This window comes from Streptomyces daghestanicus (assembly GCF_020521275.1).
GTDB classification, from domain to species: domain Bacteria; phylum Actinomycetota; class Actinomycetes; order Streptomycetales; family Streptomycetaceae; genus Streptomyces; species Streptomyces griseoviridis.
In genome coordinates this window covers 345,798-363,095 of sequence record NZ_BNDX01000018.1, presented here as the reverse complement: position 1 = coordinate 363,095, position 17,298 = coordinate 345,798, and the positions used below count along the sequence as shown (strand labels likewise).

17 protein-coding genes and 1 pseudogene are annotated in these 17,298 nt (G+C 75.1%); 9 read left to right on the top strand and 9 right to left on the bottom strand.

All coding sequences use genetic code 11. The features are described from left to right. Position 1: 1 nt before the first annotated feature. Genes Sdagh_RS34060 through Sdagh_RS34050 form a run of 3 tightly spaced genes read left to right on the top strand, consistent with a single transcriptional unit; the run spans position 2 to position 2,906 of the window. Positions 2-757 carry a (Fe-S)-binding protein gene (locus Sdagh_RS34060; protein WP_189414076.1) on the top strand — a complete coding sequence of 252 codons (756 nt, stop codon included), beginning with the start codon at positions 2-4 and terminating at the stop codon, positions 755-757. Beyond that, the gene (locus Sdagh_RS34055; protein WP_190076456.1) at positions 754-2,235 is read left to right on the top strand and encodes a LutB/LldF family L-lactate oxidation iron-sulfur protein; all 1,482 of its coding nucleotides are present in this window, start codon (positions 754-756) and stop codon (positions 2,233-2,235) included. The genes Sdagh_RS34060 and Sdagh_RS34055 overlap by 4 nt, the downstream gene beginning before the upstream one ends. After that, positions 2,232-2,906: a LutC/YkgG family protein gene (locus Sdagh_RS34050; RefSeq protein WP_189414074.1), complete on the top strand. Its 675-nt coding sequence runs from the start codon at positions 2,232-2,234 to the stop codon at positions 2,904-2,906. Before Sdagh_RS34055 ends, Sdagh_RS34050 begins: the two co-directional genes overlap by 4 nt. Before the next feature lie 100 nt (positions 2,907-3,006). Here the strand turns inward: Sdagh_RS34050 and Sdagh_RS34045 are convergent, their stop codons facing one another. Next, complete coding sequence (locus Sdagh_RS34045; RefSeq protein ID WP_189414073.1) at positions 3,007-3,366, bottom strand: cupin domain-containing protein; 360 nt, start codon at positions 3,364-3,366, stop codon at positions 3,007-3,009. A gap of 582 nt (positions 3,367-3,948) precedes the next feature. Between Sdagh_RS34045 and Sdagh_RS34040 the strand changes: the two genes are divergently transcribed. Then, positions 3,949-4,098, top strand: coding sequence for a hypothetical protein (locus Sdagh_RS34040; RefSeq protein ID WP_189414072.1), 150 nt, complete (start codon positions 3,949-3,951; stop codon positions 4,096-4,098). Between the two features lie 47 nt (positions 4,099-4,145). Beyond that, positions 4,146-4,388 (top strand): annotated as a pseudogene (locus Sdagh_RS34035) (methyltransferase); the annotation flags it as partial. A 58-nt stretch (positions 4,389-4,446) separates the two neighbouring features. Here the strand turns inward: Sdagh_RS34035 and Sdagh_RS34030 are convergent. After that, positions 4,447-4,725 (bottom strand): hypothetical protein, encoded by a 279-nt coding sequence (locus tag Sdagh_RS34030; protein ID WP_370594941.1) that lies wholly within the window; start codon positions 4,723-4,725, stop codon positions 4,447-4,449. A 211-nt stretch (positions 4,726-4,936) separates the two neighbouring features. Here Sdagh_RS34030 and Sdagh_RS34025 point away from each other — a divergent pair, with 211 nt between their 5' ends. After that, positions 4,937-6,601, top strand: coding sequence for an alkaline phosphatase D family protein (locus Sdagh_RS34025; protein WP_189414070.1), 1,665 nt, complete (start codon positions 4,937-4,939; stop codon positions 6,599-6,601). Positions 6,602-6,762: 161 nt separating this feature from the next. After that, positions 6,763-8,145 (top strand): alpha-lytic protease prodomain-containing protein, encoded by a 1,383-nt coding sequence (locus Sdagh_RS34020; RefSeq protein WP_190076455.1) that lies wholly within the window; start codon positions 6,763-6,765, stop codon positions 8,143-8,145. A 58-nt stretch (positions 8,146-8,203) separates the two neighbouring features. On the opposite strand, the gene Sdagh_RS34015 is transcribed toward Sdagh_RS34020, so the two are convergent. The 7 genes from Sdagh_RS34015 to Sdagh_RS33985 form a co-directional block, all read right to left on the bottom strand. Further along, positions 8,204-9,316 carry a serine hydrolase domain-containing protein gene (locus Sdagh_RS34015; protein ID WP_190076454.1) on the bottom strand — a complete coding sequence of 371 codons (1,113 nt, stop codon included), beginning with the start codon at positions 9,314-9,316 and terminating at the stop codon, positions 8,204-8,206. Continuing rightward, the gene (locus Sdagh_RS34010) at positions 9,316-10,236 is read right to left on the bottom strand and encodes a DUF6895 family protein (protein WP_189414067.1); all 921 of its coding nucleotides are present in this window, start codon (positions 10,234-10,236) and stop codon (positions 9,316-9,318) included. The genes Sdagh_RS34015 and Sdagh_RS34010 overlap by 1 nt, the downstream gene beginning before the upstream one ends. Next, positions 10,233-11,183 carry a DUF6895 family protein gene (locus Sdagh_RS34005; RefSeq protein WP_372478491.1) on the bottom strand — a complete coding sequence of 317 codons (951 nt, stop codon included), beginning with the start codon at positions 11,181-11,183 and terminating at the stop codon, positions 10,233-10,235. Before Sdagh_RS34005 ends, Sdagh_RS34010 begins: the two co-directional genes overlap by 4 nt. Further along, positions 11,180-11,878: a hypothetical protein gene (locus Sdagh_RS34000; RefSeq protein ID WP_189414066.1), complete on the bottom strand. Its 699-nt coding sequence runs from the start codon at positions 11,876-11,878 to the stop codon at positions 11,180-11,182. Before Sdagh_RS34000 ends, Sdagh_RS34005 begins: the two co-directional genes overlap by 4 nt. Before the next feature lie 21 nt (positions 11,879-11,899). Continuing rightward, positions 11,900-12,085, bottom strand: coding sequence for a hypothetical protein (locus Sdagh_RS33995; protein WP_189414065.1), 186 nt, complete (start codon positions 12,083-12,085; stop codon positions 11,900-11,902). 138 nt (positions 12,086-12,223) lie between these two features. Next, on the bottom strand, positions 12,224-13,897 hold the full coding sequence (locus tag Sdagh_RS33990) for a RecQ family ATP-dependent DNA helicase (RefSeq protein ID WP_190076453.1): 1,674 nt from the start codon (positions 13,895-13,897) through the stop codon (positions 12,224-12,226). 87 nt (positions 13,898-13,984) lie between these two features. Then, positions 13,985-14,632 (bottom strand): class I SAM-dependent methyltransferase, encoded by a 648-nt coding sequence (locus Sdagh_RS33985; RefSeq protein WP_190076452.1) that lies wholly within the window; start codon positions 14,630-14,632, stop codon positions 13,985-13,987. 226 nt (positions 14,633-14,858) lie between these two features. Here Sdagh_RS33985 and Sdagh_RS33980 point away from each other — a divergent pair, with 226 nt between their 5' ends. Continuing rightward, positions 14,859-15,764 carry an oxygenase MpaB family protein gene (locus tag Sdagh_RS33980; protein WP_189414059.1) on the top strand — a complete coding sequence of 302 codons (906 nt, stop codon included), beginning with the start codon at positions 14,859-14,861 and terminating at the stop codon, positions 15,762-15,764. Positions 15,765-15,800: 36 nt separating this feature from the next. Continuing rightward, a complete protein-coding gene (locus tag Sdagh_RS33975; RefSeq protein ID WP_189414057.1) occupies positions 15,801-17,294 on the top strand; it encodes an aldehyde dehydrogenase family protein in 1,494 nt (497 codons plus the stop codon). The last annotated feature ends 4 nt before the right edge of the window (positions 17,295-17,298 follow it).

The window sequence follows — 17,298 nt, the reverse complement described above, 5'->3', positions numbered from 1 at the left end:
GATGCGTGTCGCTTTGTTCCTGACCTGCGTCAACGACACGCTCTATCCCGATACCGGGCGCGCGGTGGTGAAACTGCTGACCAGGCTGGGCGTCGACGTGGACTTCCCGGCCGGCCAGACCTGCTGCGGGCAGGCGCACTACAACACCGGTTACCGGCACGAGGCGGAGCCGCTGGCCCGGCACTTCTCCGATGTCTTCGGGGAGTACGACGCGATCGTGACGCCGTCCGGTTCGTGCGGGGCGATGGTCCGGGAGCTGTACCCGCGGATGGGCGAGCGGGCCCGCGCGGAGGGCCGCGGGGACACCCTCGCGGCCACCCTGGCGCCGGTGGTGCCGAAGACGTACGAGCTGACGGAGTTCCTGGTGGACGTGCTCGGGGTGACGGACGTAGGGGCGTACTACCCGCACACGGTGACGTACCACCCCACCTGTCACGGGCTGCGCTCCCTCGGGCTCGGCGAGCGCCCGCTCACGCTGCTGCGGGCCGTGAAGGGACTCGAACTGGTGGAACTGCCGGGCGCGGAAGAGTGCTGCGGGTTCGGCGGCACGTTCGCCGTGAAGAACTCCGACGTGTCGCTGGCGATGGGCACCGACAAGGTGCGCAACGCGGAGTCGACCGGCGCGGAGGTGCTGTGCGCGGCCGACAACTCCTGCCTGATGCACATCGGCGGGACGATGACCCGGCTGCGCACCGGCATGCGGCCGGTGCACATCGCCGAGATCCTGGCGAGCACGGAGGAGGAACCGGCGGCATGAGCGGCACGTTCGTAGGAATGCCCGCGTTTCCGGAAGCCGCGCGCGAGGCGGTGCGGGACACGACCCTGCGCGGCAATCTGCGGCACGCCACGCACACCATCCGGGCCAAGCGGGCCAAGGCCGTCGCGGAGGTCGAGGACTGGGCCGAGCTGCGCGAGGCAGGGAAGCGGATCAAGGACCACACGCTGCGTCACCTGGACCGTTACCTGGAACAGGTGGAGGCGGCGGTGACGGCGGCGGGCGGCGTCGTCCACTGGGCCGCCGACGCCGAGGAGGCCAACCGGATCGTCACCGATCTGGTCAAGGCGACCGGTGAGTCGGAGGTCGTCAAGGTCAAGTCGATGGCCACCCAGGAGATCGGCCTGAACGAGGCCCTGGAGGCGGCGGGCGTCCGGGCCTACGAGACCGATCTGGCCGAGCTGATCGTGCAGTTGGGCAAGGACCGGCCCTCGCACATCCTGGTCCCGGCGATCCACCGCAACCGCGGCGAGATCCGGGAGATCTTCACCCGGGAGATGAGCGAGTGGGGCCGCCCGGCGCCCGAGGGCCTCACGGACACGCCCGCCGAGCTGGCGGAGGCGGCCCGGCTGCACCTGCGGGAGAAGTTCCTGCGCGCCAAGGTGGGCGTCTCCGGCGCCAACTTCATGGTCGCCGAGACCGGCACGCTGGTGGTCGTGGAGTCCGAGGGCAACGGACGGATGTGCCTCACCCTGCCCGAGACGCTGATCTCGGTCGTCGGGATCGAGAAGATCGTGCCGACCTGGCGGGACCTGGAGGTCTTCCTGCAGACCCTCCCCCGCTCCTCCACCGCCGAGCGGATGAACCCGTACACCTCGACCTGGACCGGCACCACGGACGGTGACGGCCCCCGCGTCTTCCACCTGGTCCTGCTCGACAACGGCCGCACCGACACCCTCGCCGACGAGGTCGGCCGCCAGGCGCTGCGCTGCATCCGCTGCTCGGCGTGCCTGAACGTCTGCCCGGTGTACGAGCGGGCGGGCGGCCACGCCTACGGGTCGGTGTACCCCGGCCCGATCGGGGCGATCCTGAGCCCGCAGCTGCGCGGCACGGACAGCGAGATCGACGCCTCCCTGCCGTACGCCTCCTCACTGTGCGGCGCCTGCTACGAGGTGTGCCCGGTGGCCATCGACATCCCCGAGGTGCTGGTGCACCTGCGGGAGCGGGTGGTGCAGGGCGGCCCGGCGACCCGCGCGGGCAACCGGGTGGTGCTCAGGCCCGCCAAGGGGCACGCGGCGGAGCGGGCGGCGATGCGGGCCGCGCAGTGGGCGTTCACCCGTCCCGGCGTGCTGCGCGCCGGGCAGCGGATGGCGTCGCGCACCCGCCGCTTCCACCCGCGCACCCTGCCCGGACCGGGCCGGGCGTGGAGCGCCGGGCGGGATCTGCCGCGGGTGCCGGCGGAACCGTTCCGGGACTGGTGGCAGCGGACGCGCGGCGGAAAGGACGGAGCGGCCGAATGAGCAGCAGAGAACGGAGCAGCAGGGAACGGATCCTGGGCCGGGTGCGGCGCGCCCTGGCCGACGTACCGCGCGAGGAGGCGCCGTACGAGCGGGCGGTGGAGCGGGACTATCTGCGCGAGCACGGCACACGGACCGTCGCCGAGACGGTGGAGCTGCTCGCGGAGAACCTGGCGGACTACCGGGCGGTCGTGCACCGGTGCGACGAGGACGGGCTCCCTTCGGTGATCGCGGGGTTGCTGCGGGAGCGGGGGGCGGCGTCGGTGGCCGTGCCGCCGGGGCTGGAGGAGGCGTGGCTCGCGGACACGGACGTCACCCGGGTCCCGGACCGCGCCGAGGACACCGCCGCCGCGCTCGACCGCGTGGACAGCGTGGTCACGGCGTGCGCGGTCGCCGTCGCCGAGACCGGCACCATCGTGCTGGACGGCTCGCCCGACCAGGGGCGCCGGCGCATCACGCTCGTGCCGGACCACCACATCTGTGTCGTCCGGGTGCCCGAGCAGGTCGTCGCGTCCGTGCCGCAGGCCCTGGAACGCCTCGATCCCCTCCGCCCGTCGACGTGGATCTCGGGGCCCTCCGCGACCAGCGACATCGAGCTGGACCGGGTCGAGGGCGTGCACGGGCCACGCACGCTGGAGGTGGTCCTGGTGGACGGGGCGGCGGCGTCCCGGTAGGGGCGGGGCGCCGCTCGCGGCAGCCCTCCCGGGGGCACCCGGCGCCGGGGGGGTGCGGGCGCCGGTGCACCGGCCTCCGGCGGGGGACCCGCCCGCGCTCTCAGTCGGCCTTCGCGTACTCCTGGGCCATGCCGCCGGCGAAGTCGTGCACGACGACCTGCTCGTCGCCGACGACCCAGGCGTCGTGCCCGGGGGAACAGACGAAGACGTCGCCCGGACCCACCTCGCTCTCGGCGCCGTCGTCCATGCGCAGATGCATCCGGCCCCGCACCACGTACCCGTTGTGGTGGATCATGCAGCTGTCGGTGCCCGCGAGCGGGGCCACCGACTCCGACCAGCGCCAGCCCGGCTCGAAGGTGGCGACGGCGAAGTCCAGTCCGCTCAGGTGGACGGCCTCGATGTGTCCCCGGGGGAAGTCCCGCCGCTCGTCGGCCTTGTCGAGCGTCTTGATCTCCAGCATGACGCTCCTCCTTCCGTCCGCGTCCTTCCCCTCCTCTCCCATCCTCCGTCTGTCGAGCCGGCGGCGCCAACCGGGTGACGCCCCCGGCCGTCACCGCTCCGGCAGCACGGTGACGACGGTGGCGGTGCCGAGGGAACCGCCGGTGGGGAACGTGCGCAGGGCGGTGCGCCGCCCGGCCGCCAGGGCCGCCGGGCCGGCCGGCTGGAGCCTGCCGTACGTGAAGCGGAGCAGGTGGACCGCGGTGCCCGGGGGCGGGGCCAGGCGCCGGTACCCGCGTAGGTGACCGCGTCGCAGCCGGAGTACCAGCCGGCCTCCGGTTCGTAGCCGGTGACCAGGAGGCAGGGCCGGTCGCCGGCGAGGCGCGCGGCGACCGGGACCGGCCCTGGCCTCCGTCGCCGCGCAGGGGCTGCGCCACTCCCTCCTGCTGGTCCCGCCGCGGACCTACGTCAGTCAGGGGCACCGCGCCCAAGCCGCCGATGGGCGAGAAGTGGTCGGCCGGGAAGTACGGCCTGATCACCCCCCGGCCGGCGCGGCCCGGTACTGAGCCGCCCCTGCCCCTCGGGCCGCGAACTGAAGGAGTGCATGGCCCAGCACGGCCACGCCGCCCGTTTCCACGAGGCCGATCCGGCCGGTGCCTACTGGACCTTCCAGTGGTACGACACCGCCCTGTTCGGCGCTCTCGCCGTCGCCCTCCTGCTCGTCACGGCGCTGCTGCTGCGCCGCCGCGTCTGACCGCCCGCACCCGGCGCCGTACCCGTTCGACGAAAGGCTCCGCTCCCGTGCCCAAGGACGCCAAGTCCCCGAAGAAACCGCGCAGCGACCGTGCCGCGCTCACCCACGAGGTCGGCTACGCCCTGCGCCACCCCGGCCGGGTCGGCCCGTACGTCCGCCGCGCCGGGCGCGACGCCTGGCTGCGGCTGAAACACCCCGACCACGTCGGCTGCTACCGGGCCGTGATGGCCTCCGACGCCCGCCGCGACCCCGAGGCGGCGGTCGGCAGCCGGTCCCACGACCGCTGGCTGGATCCACGTCAGCCGGACCCCGCGGCCCGCCTGACCCGCGCGAGACACCGGCCCGCCCCTACGGCCGCGGATTCGTCCGCCGCCAGCCGGGGCGGGCTCCCGCGTGCCGGGCCGCCGCCGCGGCGCAGCGCGGGCAGACCCGGCGGACGGCGTCGGCCGCGCCGCCCGACTCCGGCAGCGCCTCGGCCCACGGGACCGCCGCGAAACGGGACAGCCGCGACCGGTGCAGCGAGAGCCCGCACACCGTCTGGTTCGTGCCCTGCTCCCAGGCGTGCACCTCACCGGCCGGCAGCCAGCGGTTGTCCTCCTCGTCCCACCAGCGGCCCGAGGCCGCCACCTCGTACCTCCTGGCCCTCGGCACCGTGCCGCACCGCCTTCCGCACTCGCGCCCCCGGATGTCCCGCCTCCGGGTGCCCCCGGCCGGAACCGGCCACACGCGCGTACCGCCTCCTGTGTGATCGCCTCGCTGAACCCGAGCGCTTCTCCCGATTTGCGTTTTTCGTCTGCTTAGCATGCATGGTCGCCCCGCCCCGACGAGAGGACCCCAGATGGCGTTCCCGGGCCGTCCCCGAGCACTGGCCGAGCATGCCTTCTCCCCGCACGACGCCGTGCTGCGCGCCGCCGCCCGGCACCTCGGCCGCCGGCGCTTCTTCACCGTCACCGCGGCCGCCGCCGCGCTCGCCTTCTCCACCAACCTGCCGGCCCGCGGCGCCGCCGCCGCGCGCGAACTGGACGCCGCCCGCCTCGACAAGGACCCCTTCACGCTCGGCGTCGCCTCCGGCGACCCGCTGCCCGACTCGGTGCTGCTGTGGACCCGGCTGGCGCCCGAGCCGTTCGCGGAGGACGGCGGCCTCGGCCAGCAGCGCCTGACGGTGGAGTGGGAGCTCTCCGCGAGCGAGTTCTTCGCGGTGTCCGTCCGCAAGGGCACGGCCCTGGCCTATCCGGAGTACAGCCACAGCGTGCACGTCGACGTCAAGGGCCTGGACCCCGGCACCGAGTACTACTACCGGTTCCGCGCCGGATCGTTCATCAGCCCCGTCGGCCGCACCCGCACCGCGCCCGCCGCCGGCACCGACCCGTCCTCGCTGCGGCTGGCCGCCGTCGCCTGCCAGGCCTACCAGGACGGCTACTACACCGTGCACAGGCACCTCGCCGAGGAGGACGTCGACGTGGTGTTCCACCTCGGCGACTACCTCTACGAGTACGCGGTGAACGCGGCCGGCGGCGAGCGCGGTTACACCGGCACCACCCTGCCCGACGTCTTCAACCGGGAGACGATGACCCTCGCCGACTACCGGCTGCGCTACGCCCTGTACAAGAGCGACGCGGACCTCCAGGCGGCGCACGCCGCGCATCCGTTCGTCGTCACCTGGGACGATCACGAGACCGAGAACAACTACGCCGGCGCGGTCCCCGAGAACGACGTGCCCCAGGACCAGTTCCTGGCCCGCCGGGCCGCCGCCTACCGCGCCTACTGGGAGCACCAGCCGCTGCGCTCCGCCCAGCTCCCGCAGGGCCCCGACGCCCAGCTCTACCGCCGGCTGCACTGGGGCACACTCGCCCAGTTCGACATCCTCGACACCCGCCAGTACCGCTCCGACCAGGCCTACGACGACCGGCCGCACGCGCCCGGCGCCGAGTCCGACGATCCGGCGCGCACCATCACCGGCGCCGCGCAGGAGCAGTGGCTGCTCGACGGCTGGAAGTCCTCCGGGGCGCTGTGGAACGTGATGCCGCAGCAGGTCACCTTCTCCCAGCGCAAGTTCGGTCTGACCGCCGACGCCACGATGTCCATGGACGCCTGGGACGGCTACCGGGCCTCCCGCGACCGGGTCATGGCCGGCGCCAAGGCCGCCGGGGTGGAGAACTGGCTGGTCCTCACCGGGGACGTGCACGTCGCCTACGCCTTCGACATCAAGGAGAACTTCGACGACCCGGATTCGAAGACCGTGGGCACGGAACTGACCTGCACGTCCGTGGCGAGCGGCAAGGACGGCGCGGAGAAGCCCGACAACTGGGACACGTACATGCGCGCCAACCCGCACATGAAGTTCTACAACGGCAAGCGCGGGATGGCCGTGGTGGAGATCGGCCGGGACTCGGCCCGCCTCGACTTCAAGACCGTCGCCGCCATCTCCACACCCGGCGCGGCCCTGACCACCGCCGCCTCCTTCGTCACCGAGGCGGGCGCGCCGGGGCTGAAGCCCGCCTGAGCCGCCGGGCCGGGCGCGCGGGCCGGCGTACTGCACTTGGCACCCGCGGGGGTCCCCCATCGCGCGAACCGGAAGCCCGTCCGGCATCAACCCCGCCGGTACCGGCTAGGGCTGGCACCTCCTCCCCTTTCCCCTCTCCAGACCTCCAGGAGGCACATCGCATGGTCGGCAGACACGCCACGGGCCGCCGCCGCGCCGCGTTCACCGCGCTCGGCGCCCTCGCCCTGACCGCCGCCGTCCCCTCGGCCGCGTCGGCCGGGCCGCCGCCCGCCCCGGGGCCGCTGCCCACCGCCGCCCAGACGCTCGGCGCCGACCGCGCGCCGGCCGAACTGCTGCGCGCGCTCGGACGGGACCTCGGCCTGACGGCGGACCAGGCGTCGGCGCGGCTGGTCAACGAGGCCGAGGCGGGCACCCGCGCCGGCCGGCTCCGCACCACGCTGGGCAGCCACTTCGCCGGTGCCTGGGTGAGCGGCACGACCTCCGCGCAGCTCACCGTCGCCACCACCGACGCGGCCCAGGTCGCCGCCATCCGGGCGCAGGGCGCCGAGGCGACGGTCGTCAAGCGGACGCTGGCCGACCTGAACGCCGCCAAGGAGCGGCTGGACGCGGCCGCGCGGCGGGTGCGCACCCCCGACACGCCGGTCTGGTACGTGGACGTGCCCGCCAACCGGGTCGTCGTCCAGGCCACCGACCGGCAGGCCGCCGCCGCGTTCGTCCAGGCCGCCGGGTTGAAGGCCGGGGACGTGGGGGTGCGGGTCTCGGCGAACCGGCCGCGGGTGCTGGCCGACCTGGTCGGCGGCGAGGCGTACTACATCGACGACAAGGCCCGCTGCTCGATCGGCTTCTCCGTCACCAAGGGCCAGGAGCAGGGCTTCGCGTCGGCCGGGCACTGCGGGAAGCCGGGCGCCAAGACGGCCGGGGCGGACAAGAGCGCGCAGGGCGAGTTCAGGGCGTCGGTCTTCCCCGGCAAGGACATGTCCTGGGTGGCCGTCAACGACACCTGGACCGCCACGCCGGACGTGAAGGGCGAGGCCGAGCAGAAGGTGCAGGTGGCCGGCTCGGTGCAGGGGCTGGTGGGGACGTCGGTGTGCCGCTCGGGCTCCACCACCGGCTGGCACTGCGGCACCGTCGAGCAGCACGACGCGAGCGTCAGTTACGCGGAGGGCACCGTCGACGGCCTCACCCAGACCACGGTGTGCGCCGAACCCGGCGACTCCGGCGGCCCGTTCGTCTCCGGCACCCAGGCGCAGGGCATGACGTCGGGCGGCTCCGGTGACTGCACCAACGGCGGGACGACCTTCTTCCAGCCGGTCAACCCGGTGCTCCAGGAGTTCGGCCTGACCCTGAAGACGGCGGAGAACCGCTCCACCCTGCCCGCCCCGGCGGACGAGGGCGCGGCCGACGGATGGCGGTCCGGGCGGGTGTACGAGGCCGGGTCGACGGTCCGCTACGGCGGGACGCGGTACACGTGCCTGCAGAACCACCAGGCGCAGGTGGCGTGGTCGCCCGAGGGCACCCCGGCGCTGTGGCAGCGGACCGCCTGACGGGCCAGTGCCGCCGGCGGTGCCCGGCGCGGGGCGGACCCCGCGCCGGGCACCGCCGTCAGTCCTCCGCGAGCAGGGCGTAGGCGCCGGCGACGAAGGGGTCGCGGGGGCGGAACCGGCGGGTGCAGACCGCGGCCAGGGCGGTGCCGGTGTCGGGGCGGAAGCCGAGGAACGCCTGCTGGCCGAAGGTCGCGCCGCTGTGGAAGTACAGCGGCCCGCCGTCGGTGGGGTGCCGGAACCACGCCACCGTGTGCACGTGCCGGTGGTCCCAGCCGCGGCGCAGCACGGGCACCCGTACGGCGCGCAGCGCGTCGGCGGCCGGGGAGCCGGCCGGGTCGAGGTGGGCCTCCAGGAAGGTGAGCAGGTCCCCGGGGGTGGCGCGGACGGCGCCCGCCGCCGGGAAGCCGCCGGCGTCGAAAGGGGGAACGCGGGTGCGGCCGTCCTTGGTGTGTCCCGTGGCATCGATGCCGGGGCCCTCGGGGGTGAGGCCGGTGGCGGCCAGGCCGAAGGGCCGCAGGAGGTGCTCCCCGACCAGGTCGTCCCAGGCGGTGCCGGTGACCGCGGCGACGGCGTGGCCGAGCACGGCGACGCCGAAGTTGGAGTAGCGCCAGCGGGTGCCGGGGCGGTGGCGCGGGCGGTGGCGCAGGAAGGCGTCGACGACCAGGGGGGCCGGGTAGCACGCGTAGGGGTTGGTGTGCCAGGCGGGCCGGCCGCGGCGGCGGAAGCCGGGCGGCAGGGCGGGCAGTCCCCCGGTGTGGGTGATCAGGTGGGCGAGGGTCACCGGGTCCTCGTCCGGGCGGCGGCCGGGGTCGAGGCAGGCGGCGGCCGGTTCGCCGCCGGTGAGCGCGCCGCCCCGGATCAGCCGGGTCAGCAGCAGACCGGTGAACGTCTTGGTGGCCGAGCCCAGTTCGTAGCGCAGGTCCTCGCGGGGGACGGGGGGCGGCGGGGCGGTGCCGCCGGTGCGGACGGTGCGGCGGCCGTGGCGGGAGACGGCGAAGACGGCGTCGGGCGCGTCGGCGGCCTCGACGGCGGCGGCCAGCCGTCCGGCGAGGCCGGTGTCGTCGGGCGCGCCGACGTCCGGGGCGGCACGGGGGCCGCGCCCGTCCTCGTCCTCGTCCCGGCCCCCGGGGTGGGGCGCGGACGGCCAGAGTGCGGTGGGCGCGGTGGTCATCAGGCGCTCCGGGTGGCGAGGCGGGCCAGGGAGCGGGAGGTCGCCAGCGTGGAGGCGAAGGCGGCGACCAGCGTGGGGTGGTAGACGATGTCGAACACATCGTCCGGGTCGCCCTCGGGCAGGCCGCGCAGCGCGGGCATGGCACCGTCGGGGGCCTGGGCGGCGGCGAACGCCTCCCAGGCGCGTTCGTCGAGGGTGGGTTCGGGCAGACAGGCGTCGACCACCAGGAGTTCGCCGAGCAGGTCCCAGCGTTCCAGGTCCAGCCAGTCGTCGATCCAGACCGGCAGCCAGGCGGTGAGGTAGTCGGCGATGCGGGGCGGCAGCCCGGCCGGGTTCTCGCCCCAGTCGGTGACGTGGAACACGACGTGGGTGATGTCGTAGGCGATGTGCCCCTCCACCGTCCACGGCTCGGGGGTACGGGCCAGCCAGGTGGCGGTCAGGGCCTCGTCCTCGGGCAGCCGGGGGGTGAGGCCGAAGCGGCGCTGGAAGGCGGAGAGACCCAGCCTGCGGGTGGGCGGGACCTCGAAGGAACACCAGCCGTCCAGTCGGTGGTTGAGGACGGCGGCCCGTTCCACCTCGGGCTGGCTGTAGCCGAGTTCCTTGAAGGGCAGGTACACCTCGAAGGGGATGGGCGAGATCGGCTCGGTGCGCTGGCCGCGCACCAGCATGCGGCCGCCGTCGAGGGCGTCGCGCCAGGCGTGGTCGATGAGTTTGCGGGCCAGTTCGGCCTGGCGGGAGCCGGCCACGCCCTCGCGGAACAGCACCGCGCAGATGAGGGCCAGTTCGCCGATGGGTTTGAAGCGCTCCAGGAAGCCGATCTCGGGGTCCACGCCGGGGTCGAGGCGGAAGCCGTCGCGGTGGGCCCAGAGCCACTCCATCGCGCGGACCCCGACGGTGTGGGTCAGACGGGTGGACGTCATCCGGGCGCTCCTTGTCCGTGCCGGGCGTCGGTGAGGGCCGCCGCGAACGCGGCCAGCAGGGTGGAGTGGTAGCAGTGGCCGAAGCCGTCGGTGCCGTCCGGGTCGGTGTCGCCCGCGGGGCCGGTCTCGGGCAGGGCGCCCGAGGGCCGCTGGGCGGCCGCCAGCCGGGACCACGCCTCCTGGTGCGCGGGCGGGTCCAGCGAGCCGGGCACGCTCGCCGCGACGGCGAGGAGTTCGCAGCTCAGATCCCACATCCGGGCCTCCAGGCAGGTGTCGAGCCAGGGCGGCAGCCACTGCGTCAGATAGGCGGCGAGTCGGGGCGGCACCCCGGCCGGGCCGGCCCGGCCCCAGTCGGTGAGGTGGAAGACGACGTGGGTGAGGGCGTAGCCGGCGTGCGCCTCGAAGGTCCAGGGTTCGGGCAGGCCGCCGAGCCAGGTGCCGTCCCGTACGGCGGCGGCCGGTTCGGGCCGGGTGATGCCGGAGTACCGTTCGGCGGCGAGGACCCCGAGCCGGCGGGTGGGGCCCTGTTCGACCAGGCGCCAGCCCCGGGTGCGGGCCACCGTCGCGGCGGCCGTCTCGTAGCCGGGGTGGCGCAGGCCGGCCGCGGCGAAGGCGGCGTAGACCTCCAGCGGGTAGGTGGCGAAGGGCTCCTGGCGTTGCATGTCGAGGAAGAGCGCGCCCCGCTCCGTCTGGTCCCAGGCGTGGGCGAGCAGGTCGCGGGCGCGGGTGTGCAGCGGGTCGGCGGGCGGGGTGCGCCGGGTCACCGTGGCACAGACCTGGGCGAGTTCGCCGAGCGGTTTCCAGGTGCTGTCGACCTGGCCGTACGCGGCGAGCGCGTCCTCGCCGAGGGTGAACTCGGCGCGGTGCGCGGCCACCCAGCCCAGGGCGGCTTCGGCCACGTCCCGTACCCCGCGGGTCCCGGCGGCCCGCACGGTCACGGCGCTCACACGAGTGCTCCGGTGGCGAGGCGGCGGGCCGCCCGTACCTGGAGGCCGACCTGGGGGTCGCCGTCCGCCATCAGTTCGACGAAGTCCAGCCCGGCGGGCAGGCCGAGGGTGTCGGGGACGCCGTCGAGCAGGCTCAGCCAGCGTCCCGCGCCGGCCGCCTGGAGCCAGTCCCGGCGGCGGACCGCCCGGACGAAGCCGCGGGCGAGGTCGAGATTCCGCTTGCCCGCCACGCGTGCCACGGCGGAGTCGGCACCGGGCAGCGCCAGCGAGGCGAGGACGGACAGCTGGTGGGTGAGGGTGCGCCAGTCGGCCAGTTCCAGCCAGTCGGCGCGGGGTTCCGCCGTCGTGCCGTCGGCGGTGTCCGGCGCGAGGACGCGCAGGGTCCGGCGCATCGCCCAGTGGCTCCACAGCACGGTGGGCGCGGCGTCCGCGCGCGGCGGGTACGCCTCCACCGCTTGCCGGAACAGGGCGAGCTCGGCGGCATCGGGCCGGGTGCCGGCCAGCACGTGCGGCAGCAGGAAATCGGCGCCCAGGACCCGCACGGCCGCCGGCGCGAAGCCGTCCGCCCCGGCGGCGGCCGGTGACAGGTCCCCGGAGACCGGGCCGTGGCCCCCGCTGCTCAGAGCGGAGGCCACGCCGGTAGCCAGGTCCTGCACCGCGCCCTTCAGGAGGGACGGAGTGCCTGACTGTTCCATGGACTGCTCCCGTCGATCCGGTCAGCCCTTCTTCGGACGCGGGGTCGGCGGCGACAGCAGCACTTCTCCCTTGCCGCCCGCCACGGCCAGCGCGGCGCACTCGCGGCTGTCACGGAAGACCCCGTCCGCCTCGACCGGGTCGAGAGCAGCGTCGATGTCGATGTCCTGGGTGCGGATGACCTCGGTCACCTTCTCCGTGGAAGTCATGTCACCATCTCCCTTTGGTTGGGCAATGACCTTCACATCAACGGGTGTCCGGCGATTCACAAAACATGCCTATCGTCTCAAAAAACCCAGGAGATAACTTTTTCAACAAAACGGACATGCGCGGCGTGCGTCCAGGACTCACTCCTCAGGGGGCACCACCACCAGCAGGTCCTCGCGCCCGGACAGCGCCGCGAGCGACAGGGTGCGGTAGCCGGCCCGGTCGAACAGCACCGTGATGCGGTCGCCGTCCTCGCTCAGCACCGTGCCCTCCCCCCACTCGGCGTGCCGCACCCGGGTCCCGACCGGGCAGGCCGAGGCGGCGGGGCGGGCCGGCCGCGGGGCGGGGTCCTCGTCCGCGCGCGCCTCGCAGCGGTCGCAGGTGCCGCAGGGCGGCTCGTACGGCTCCCCGAAGTAGCCGAGCAGGAAGCGCCGGCGGCAGCCGGTGGTCTCGGCGTAGGCGCGGGCCATCTCGACGCGGGTGCGGTCGGTGCGGCGGTGGTCCTCGGCGGCCTGCCCGGCCCGGTCGGCCGCCGCGCCGGGCGGGGTCCCCGGCTCCGGGCGGACCTCGCCGCCGGAGCCGGTGGACACCGCCCCGGCCTCCTCCAGCAGGTTGACGGCCGTGGTGAGGCGCCGGTGCGACAGCCCGGTGTCGCGGCGCAGCCGGTCCAGGCCGGCGGGGTCGTCGGCGTGGTCCTGGACGGCGCCGGCCACCTCGGTGAGGGTGTCGTGGTCCGGGGCGCGGGTGACGAAGTACCGGCGCATGCCGGTGTCCTCGGCACGGTGGTGCAGCACCGCCAGGGCGGGGGCGCCGTCCCGGCCGCAGCGGCCGATCTCCTGGTAGTAGGCGTCCAGCGAGCCCGGCAGCGCGGCGTGCAGGACGAACCGGACGTCCTCCTTGTCGATGCCCATGCCGAAGGCCGTGGTCGCCACCACCACGTCGGTCTCCCCGGCGAGGAAGGCGTCGTGGACGCGGGCGCGTTCGGCGCCGCGCAGTCCGGCGTGGTAGGCGACGGCGGTCAGTCCGAGGGCGGCCAGTTCGGCGGCGTACTCCTCGGTGTCCTTGCGGGTGGCCGCGTAGACGATGCCCGGTTTGGGCTCGGCGGCGGCCCGTTCCACCACCGCGCGGCGCCGTTCGTCCTCGTCGAGGAAGCGGCGGGCCTCCAGCCTGATGTTGGGGCGGTCGAAGCTCGCGACGATCCGGCGCGGGCGGCGCATGCCGAGCCGGCCGGCGATCTCGTCGCGCACGGGCGGGGCGGCGGTCGCGGTCAGCGCGAGCAGCGGGGGCCGGCCGACGCGGCGGACGGCCTGTTCGAGCCGCAGGTAGTCGGGCCGGAAGTCGTGGCCCCAGGAGGAGACGCACTGGGCCTCGTCCACGACGAACAGGGCCGGGCGGGCCGCGGCGAGCCGTTCCACGGTCTCGTCCTTGGCCAGTTGCTCGGGCGACAGGTACAGGAAACGGGCCTCGCCGCGCTCGAACGCCGTCCAGGCGTCCTCCGCCCCGGCGGCGGTCAGGGCGGAGTTCACGGCGACGGCGCCGGGGGCGTGCGCGCCGTCGGGCAGGCCGGCGATCTGGTCCCGCTGGAGCGCGATCAGCGGGGAGACGATCACGACGGGGCCGTCCAGCAGGACGCCGGGGACCTGGTAGACGGCGGATTTGCCGGAGCCGGTGGGCATGACGACGAGGGTGTCGTGGCCGTCCAGCACCGCCGCCATGGCCTGCTCCTGCTCCGGTGTCAGCCGGTCCCAGCCGAACACCTCGGCCGCGGCCCGCCGCAGCCTCTGCGCCGTGGACGTCCGTCCCTCGTCGGTCATGGCCCGCTCCCCTCGCTCCTCCTGGTACGCCGGTGGGGGCCGGGTACCCGGGCGGGCGCCGCTCACGGGCGGGGCGGGCCACCCGGCTCAGCCGGCGGCCGGGTTCCGCACCAGCCGCCAGACGTGGTCCTCGCGGTGGCCTTCGACGCCCTCGGGGGACAGGCTCGGGCGGCGCACGGTCTCCCGGGTCGTGACGGTCCACTCCCCTTCCGGCAGGGCGAGTTCGGCCAGGATGCCGTCGAGGGCGGGAAACTCGGCGTCGAAGGGCGGACGGGTCTGCCAGGAGGGCCAGCCGGCGTGCAGGACGAGCAGCAGGGTGCCGCCGGGCGCGACGGCCCCGGCGGCGCGGCGCAGCACCGCCGGCCGGTCGAGCGCCACCGGGGACTGGAGGTAGTGGGCGCTCACCAGGTCGAAGGAGCCCTCGGGGAAGGTCTCGCCCAGCTCGTGCCGCTCCCACGCGGTGCGGTCCGCGACCCCGGCCTCGGCGGCGTGCCCGGCGGCCCGGTCGAGGGCGGTGGCGGAGATGTCGACGCCGGTCACCCGCCAGCCCCGGGCGGCCAGCCACACCGCGTCGCCGCCCTCCCCGCAGCCGAGGTCGAGGGCGGTGCCGGGGGTCAGGCCGGAGACCTCCCGGACGAGGAGGTCGTTCGGGCGCCCGCTCCAGACGCGGCCGCTGTCCCGGTAGCGGGCCTCCCAGAACTCGGCGGGCCGGGTCGGCTGCGGTGCGCTGCTCATGGATGCCTCCGGATCGGGCGGCGCGGGGTGTGCCGCTTCCGTCCGAGCCTGCACCGGGGACCGGCCCGGCGGCCAACGTCTTTGCGGTTACGGCAAAAGGCGGGCCCGGCGAAAGGCGGCCCGGTGCCGTCCGCCGCCTTGACGCATCCGGTGAAACAAGTCGATAGTTTTTGTAACATCGACATGCTCGGTACCGGGAAGGCCGTCCCCCAGGAGGCTTCAGCGCATGGGCCGTCACAGCAGGCTCCACCGGATCGAACAGCTCGACCCCCGCCAGGACCACGAACAGATCTTCTGGCTGCTCACCCAGTACGAGTTCCCCTGGGACTACCTCCAGGGCGTCTCGGTGGCCTTCCTGCGCGACTACGGCGTCCCGCGCATCTCCCGGCTCCTGGACCGCACCCAGGAGTTCGAGCGGGCGGGGCAGAAGCGCTACGACGACACCGTGCTGATCGCCTACGAGATGGTCCGCGAGGGCATGGACTCCCCGCACGGCAGGGCGACCGCCCGGCACCTCAACCGCATCCACGGCCGCTACCGGATACCGAACGAGGACTACCTCTACGTCCTGGCCACCACCGTGGTCGGGCCGAAACGGTGGATCGACCGGTACGGCTGGCGGCCGCTGTCCCCGCACGAGACGGAGAGCATCGCCCTGGTGGGCCGGCGCATGGGCGAACTCATGGGCATCACCGGGGTGCCCGGCGACTACGCGGGTTTCGAACGGCTCCACGACTCCTACGAGAAGGAGATGTTCGCCTACGACCCGGCCAACCGCAGGGTCGCCGCGGCCACCCTGCGGGTCATCACCGGCTGGTACCCCCGCCCGCTGCGCCCGCTCGTCGCCCGTCTCACCCTGGCCCTGCTGGACGAGCCGCTGCTCACCGCGCTGGGGCTGCCGGTCCAGCCCCGGTGGCTGCGGACGGCCGCCGACCGGGCCCTGCGCCTGCGCGCGGCGGCGGTGCGCCGGATGCCGGCCCGGCCGGACTGGTGGCGGCACCGGCACAGGCCGCGCAGCTACCCCTTCGGCTGGACCCTGGACGACCTCGGTCCGCACTGGGCGCACGGCAGGCCGCTGGAGCCGCTCGCCGAGGAGCGGCCGGCCGTGCCCCCGCCCCGGCGGGAACCGTGATGTGACACCCCCGACCCACCCACAGCAGGAGCAGCGATGACGCACACCACCCCGCGCCCGGCCACCTTCACCTCCCGGGACCCGGCCACCGGCGCCGCCCTCGCCGACCATCCGGTGCACGGGCCCGAGGAGATCGCGCGGGCGGTGCACCGGGGGCGTGCGGTCCAGGCCCGCTGGGCGGCGCTCCCGGCGTCCGGGCGACGGGCCGCCCTGCTGCGCTGGAAGCGGCGGCTCGCGGCGGAACTGGACGCGCTGGCCGGCACGGTGGCGGCGGAGACGGGCAAGCCGCGCCAGGACGCCGACCTCGAGGTGCTGCTGGCGCTCGGCCACCTGGACTGGGCGGCGCGGCACGCCGGGCGGGTGCTGCGCAGGCGGCGGGTGGGCACCGGGCTGGTCGCGGCGGACCAGGCGGCGACCGTGGAGTACCGGCCGCTGGGCGTGATCGGGGTCATCGGACCGTGGAACTACCCGGTGTACACGCCGATGGGTTCCCTCGGGTACGCGCTGGCGGCGGGGAACGCGGTGGTGTTCAAGCCGTCCGAGTACACACCGGGCACGGGGGTGCGGCTGGCCGCGCTGTTCGACGCGGCGGTGCCCGAGTTCGCGGGGCTGCTCTCGGTGGTCACGGGCGCCGGCAAGACGGGGGCGGCGCTGGCCCGCTCCGGGGTCGACAAGGTCGCCTTCACCGGGTCGCCGGGCACCGCCCGGAAGGTGATGGCGGTGTGCGCCGAGACGTTGACGCCGTTCCTCGCCGAGTGCGGCGGCAAGGACGCGGTGATCGTCACGGCCGACGCCGACCTGGACGCCGCCGCCGACGCGATCGTGTGGGGCGCGATGGGCAACGCGGGACAGACCTGCGCGGGCGTGGAGCGGGTCTACGCCGTGCGCGAGGTGCACGAGGAGCTGTGCCGCAAGGTGGCCGAGCGGGCCCGGGCGCTGCGCCCGGGAGCGGAGCCGGACGCCTCCTACGGGCCGATGACCATGCCCGCGCAGGCCGAGGTGGTGCGGCGGCACGTCCGGGCGGCGCTGGCGGACGGGGCACGGGCGGTGCTCGCCGGGCCCGGGGAGCCGGCGGGGCCGTTCCTGGCCCCCGTGGTGCTGGCCGACGTGCCGGAGGACTCTGCCGCCATGACCGAGGAGACCTTCGGGCCGGTGGTCGTGGTCAACGCGGTGGCGGACGTGGCCGAGGCCGTGCGCCGGGCCGACGCCTCCCGCTACGCCCTGGGGGCGGCGGTCTTCGCCGGCAGCGGCCGGGCCGGGGCGCGGATCGCCGCGCGGCTGCGGGCGGGCGCGGTGTCGGTCAACTCGGTGCTGGGCTTCGCCGCCGTACCGGCGCTGCCGTTCGGCGGCTCGGGCGACTCCGGTTTCGGCCGCGTCCACGGGGCGGAGGGGCTGCGGGCCTTCGCCGCGCCGCAGTCGGTGACCGTACGGCGGTTCCCGGCTCCGGTGGACCTGACCTCGTTCCGGACGCCGGCCGCGGTGAAGGCGCGCGCGGTGGGGCTGGTGCGCGGGCTCCACCGGCGGCGCTGAGCGG

What these genes read in the sequence shown, in the direction of transcription:
- Sdagh_RS33995 (WP_189414065.1), bottom strand. Translation starts at nt 12,085, where the DNA reads ATGACTTCCACGGAGAAGGTGACCGAGGTCATCCGCACCCAGGACATC.
- Sdagh_RS34060 (WP_189414076.1), top strand. Translation starts at nt 2, where the DNA reads ATGCGTGTCGCTTTGTTCCTGACCTGCGTCAACGACACGCTCTATCCC.
- Sdagh_RS34015 (WP_190076454.1), bottom strand. Translation starts at nt 9,316, where the DNA reads ATGACCACCGCGCCCACCGCACTCTGGCCGTCCGCGCCCCACCCCGGG.
- Sdagh_RS34050 (WP_189414074.1), top strand. Translation starts at nt 2,232, where the DNA reads ATGAGCAGCAGAGAACGGAGCAGCAGGGAACGGATCCTGGGCCGGGTG.
- Sdagh_RS34010 (WP_189414067.1), bottom strand. Translation starts at nt 10,236, where the DNA reads ATGACGTCCACCCGTCTGACCCACACCGTCGGGGTCCGCGCGATGGAG.
- Sdagh_RS33975 (WP_189414057.1), top strand. Translation starts at nt 15,801, where the DNA reads ATGACGCACACCACCCCGCGCCCGGCCACCTTCACCTCCCGGGACCCG.
- Sdagh_RS34000 (WP_189414066.1), bottom strand. Translation starts at nt 11,878, where the DNA reads ATGGAACAGTCAGGCACTCCGTCCCTCCTGAAGGGCGCGGTGCAGGAC.
- Sdagh_RS33990 (WP_190076453.1), bottom strand. Translation starts at nt 13,897, where the DNA reads ATGACCGACGAGGGACGGACGTCCACGGCGCAGAGGCTGCGGCGGGCC.
- Sdagh_RS34055 (WP_190076456.1), top strand. Translation starts at nt 754, where the DNA reads ATGAGCGGCACGTTCGTAGGAATGCCCGCGTTTCCGGAAGCCGCGCGC.
- Sdagh_RS34045 (WP_189414073.1), bottom strand. Translation starts at nt 3,366, where the DNA reads ATGCTGGAGATCAAGACGCTCGACAAGGCCGACGAGCGGCGGGACTTC.
- Sdagh_RS33985 (WP_190076452.1), bottom strand. Translation starts at nt 14,632, where the DNA reads ATGAGCAGCGCACCGCAGCCGACCCGGCCCGCCGAGTTCTGGGAGGCC.
- Sdagh_RS33980 (WP_189414059.1), top strand. Translation starts at nt 14,859, where the DNA reads ATGGGCCGTCACAGCAGGCTCCACCGGATCGAACAGCTCGACCCCCGC.
- Sdagh_RS34025 (WP_189414070.1), top strand. Translation starts at nt 4,937, where the DNA reads ATGGCGTTCCCGGGCCGTCCCCGAGCACTGGCCGAGCATGCCTTCTCC.
- Sdagh_RS34020 (WP_190076455.1), top strand. Translation starts at nt 6,763, where the DNA reads ATGGTCGGCAGACACGCCACGGGCCGCCGCCGCGCCGCGTTCACCGCG.
- Sdagh_RS34040 (WP_189414072.1), top strand. Translation starts at nt 3,949, where the DNA reads ATGGCCCAGCACGGCCACGCCGCCCGTTTCCACGAGGCCGATCCGGCC.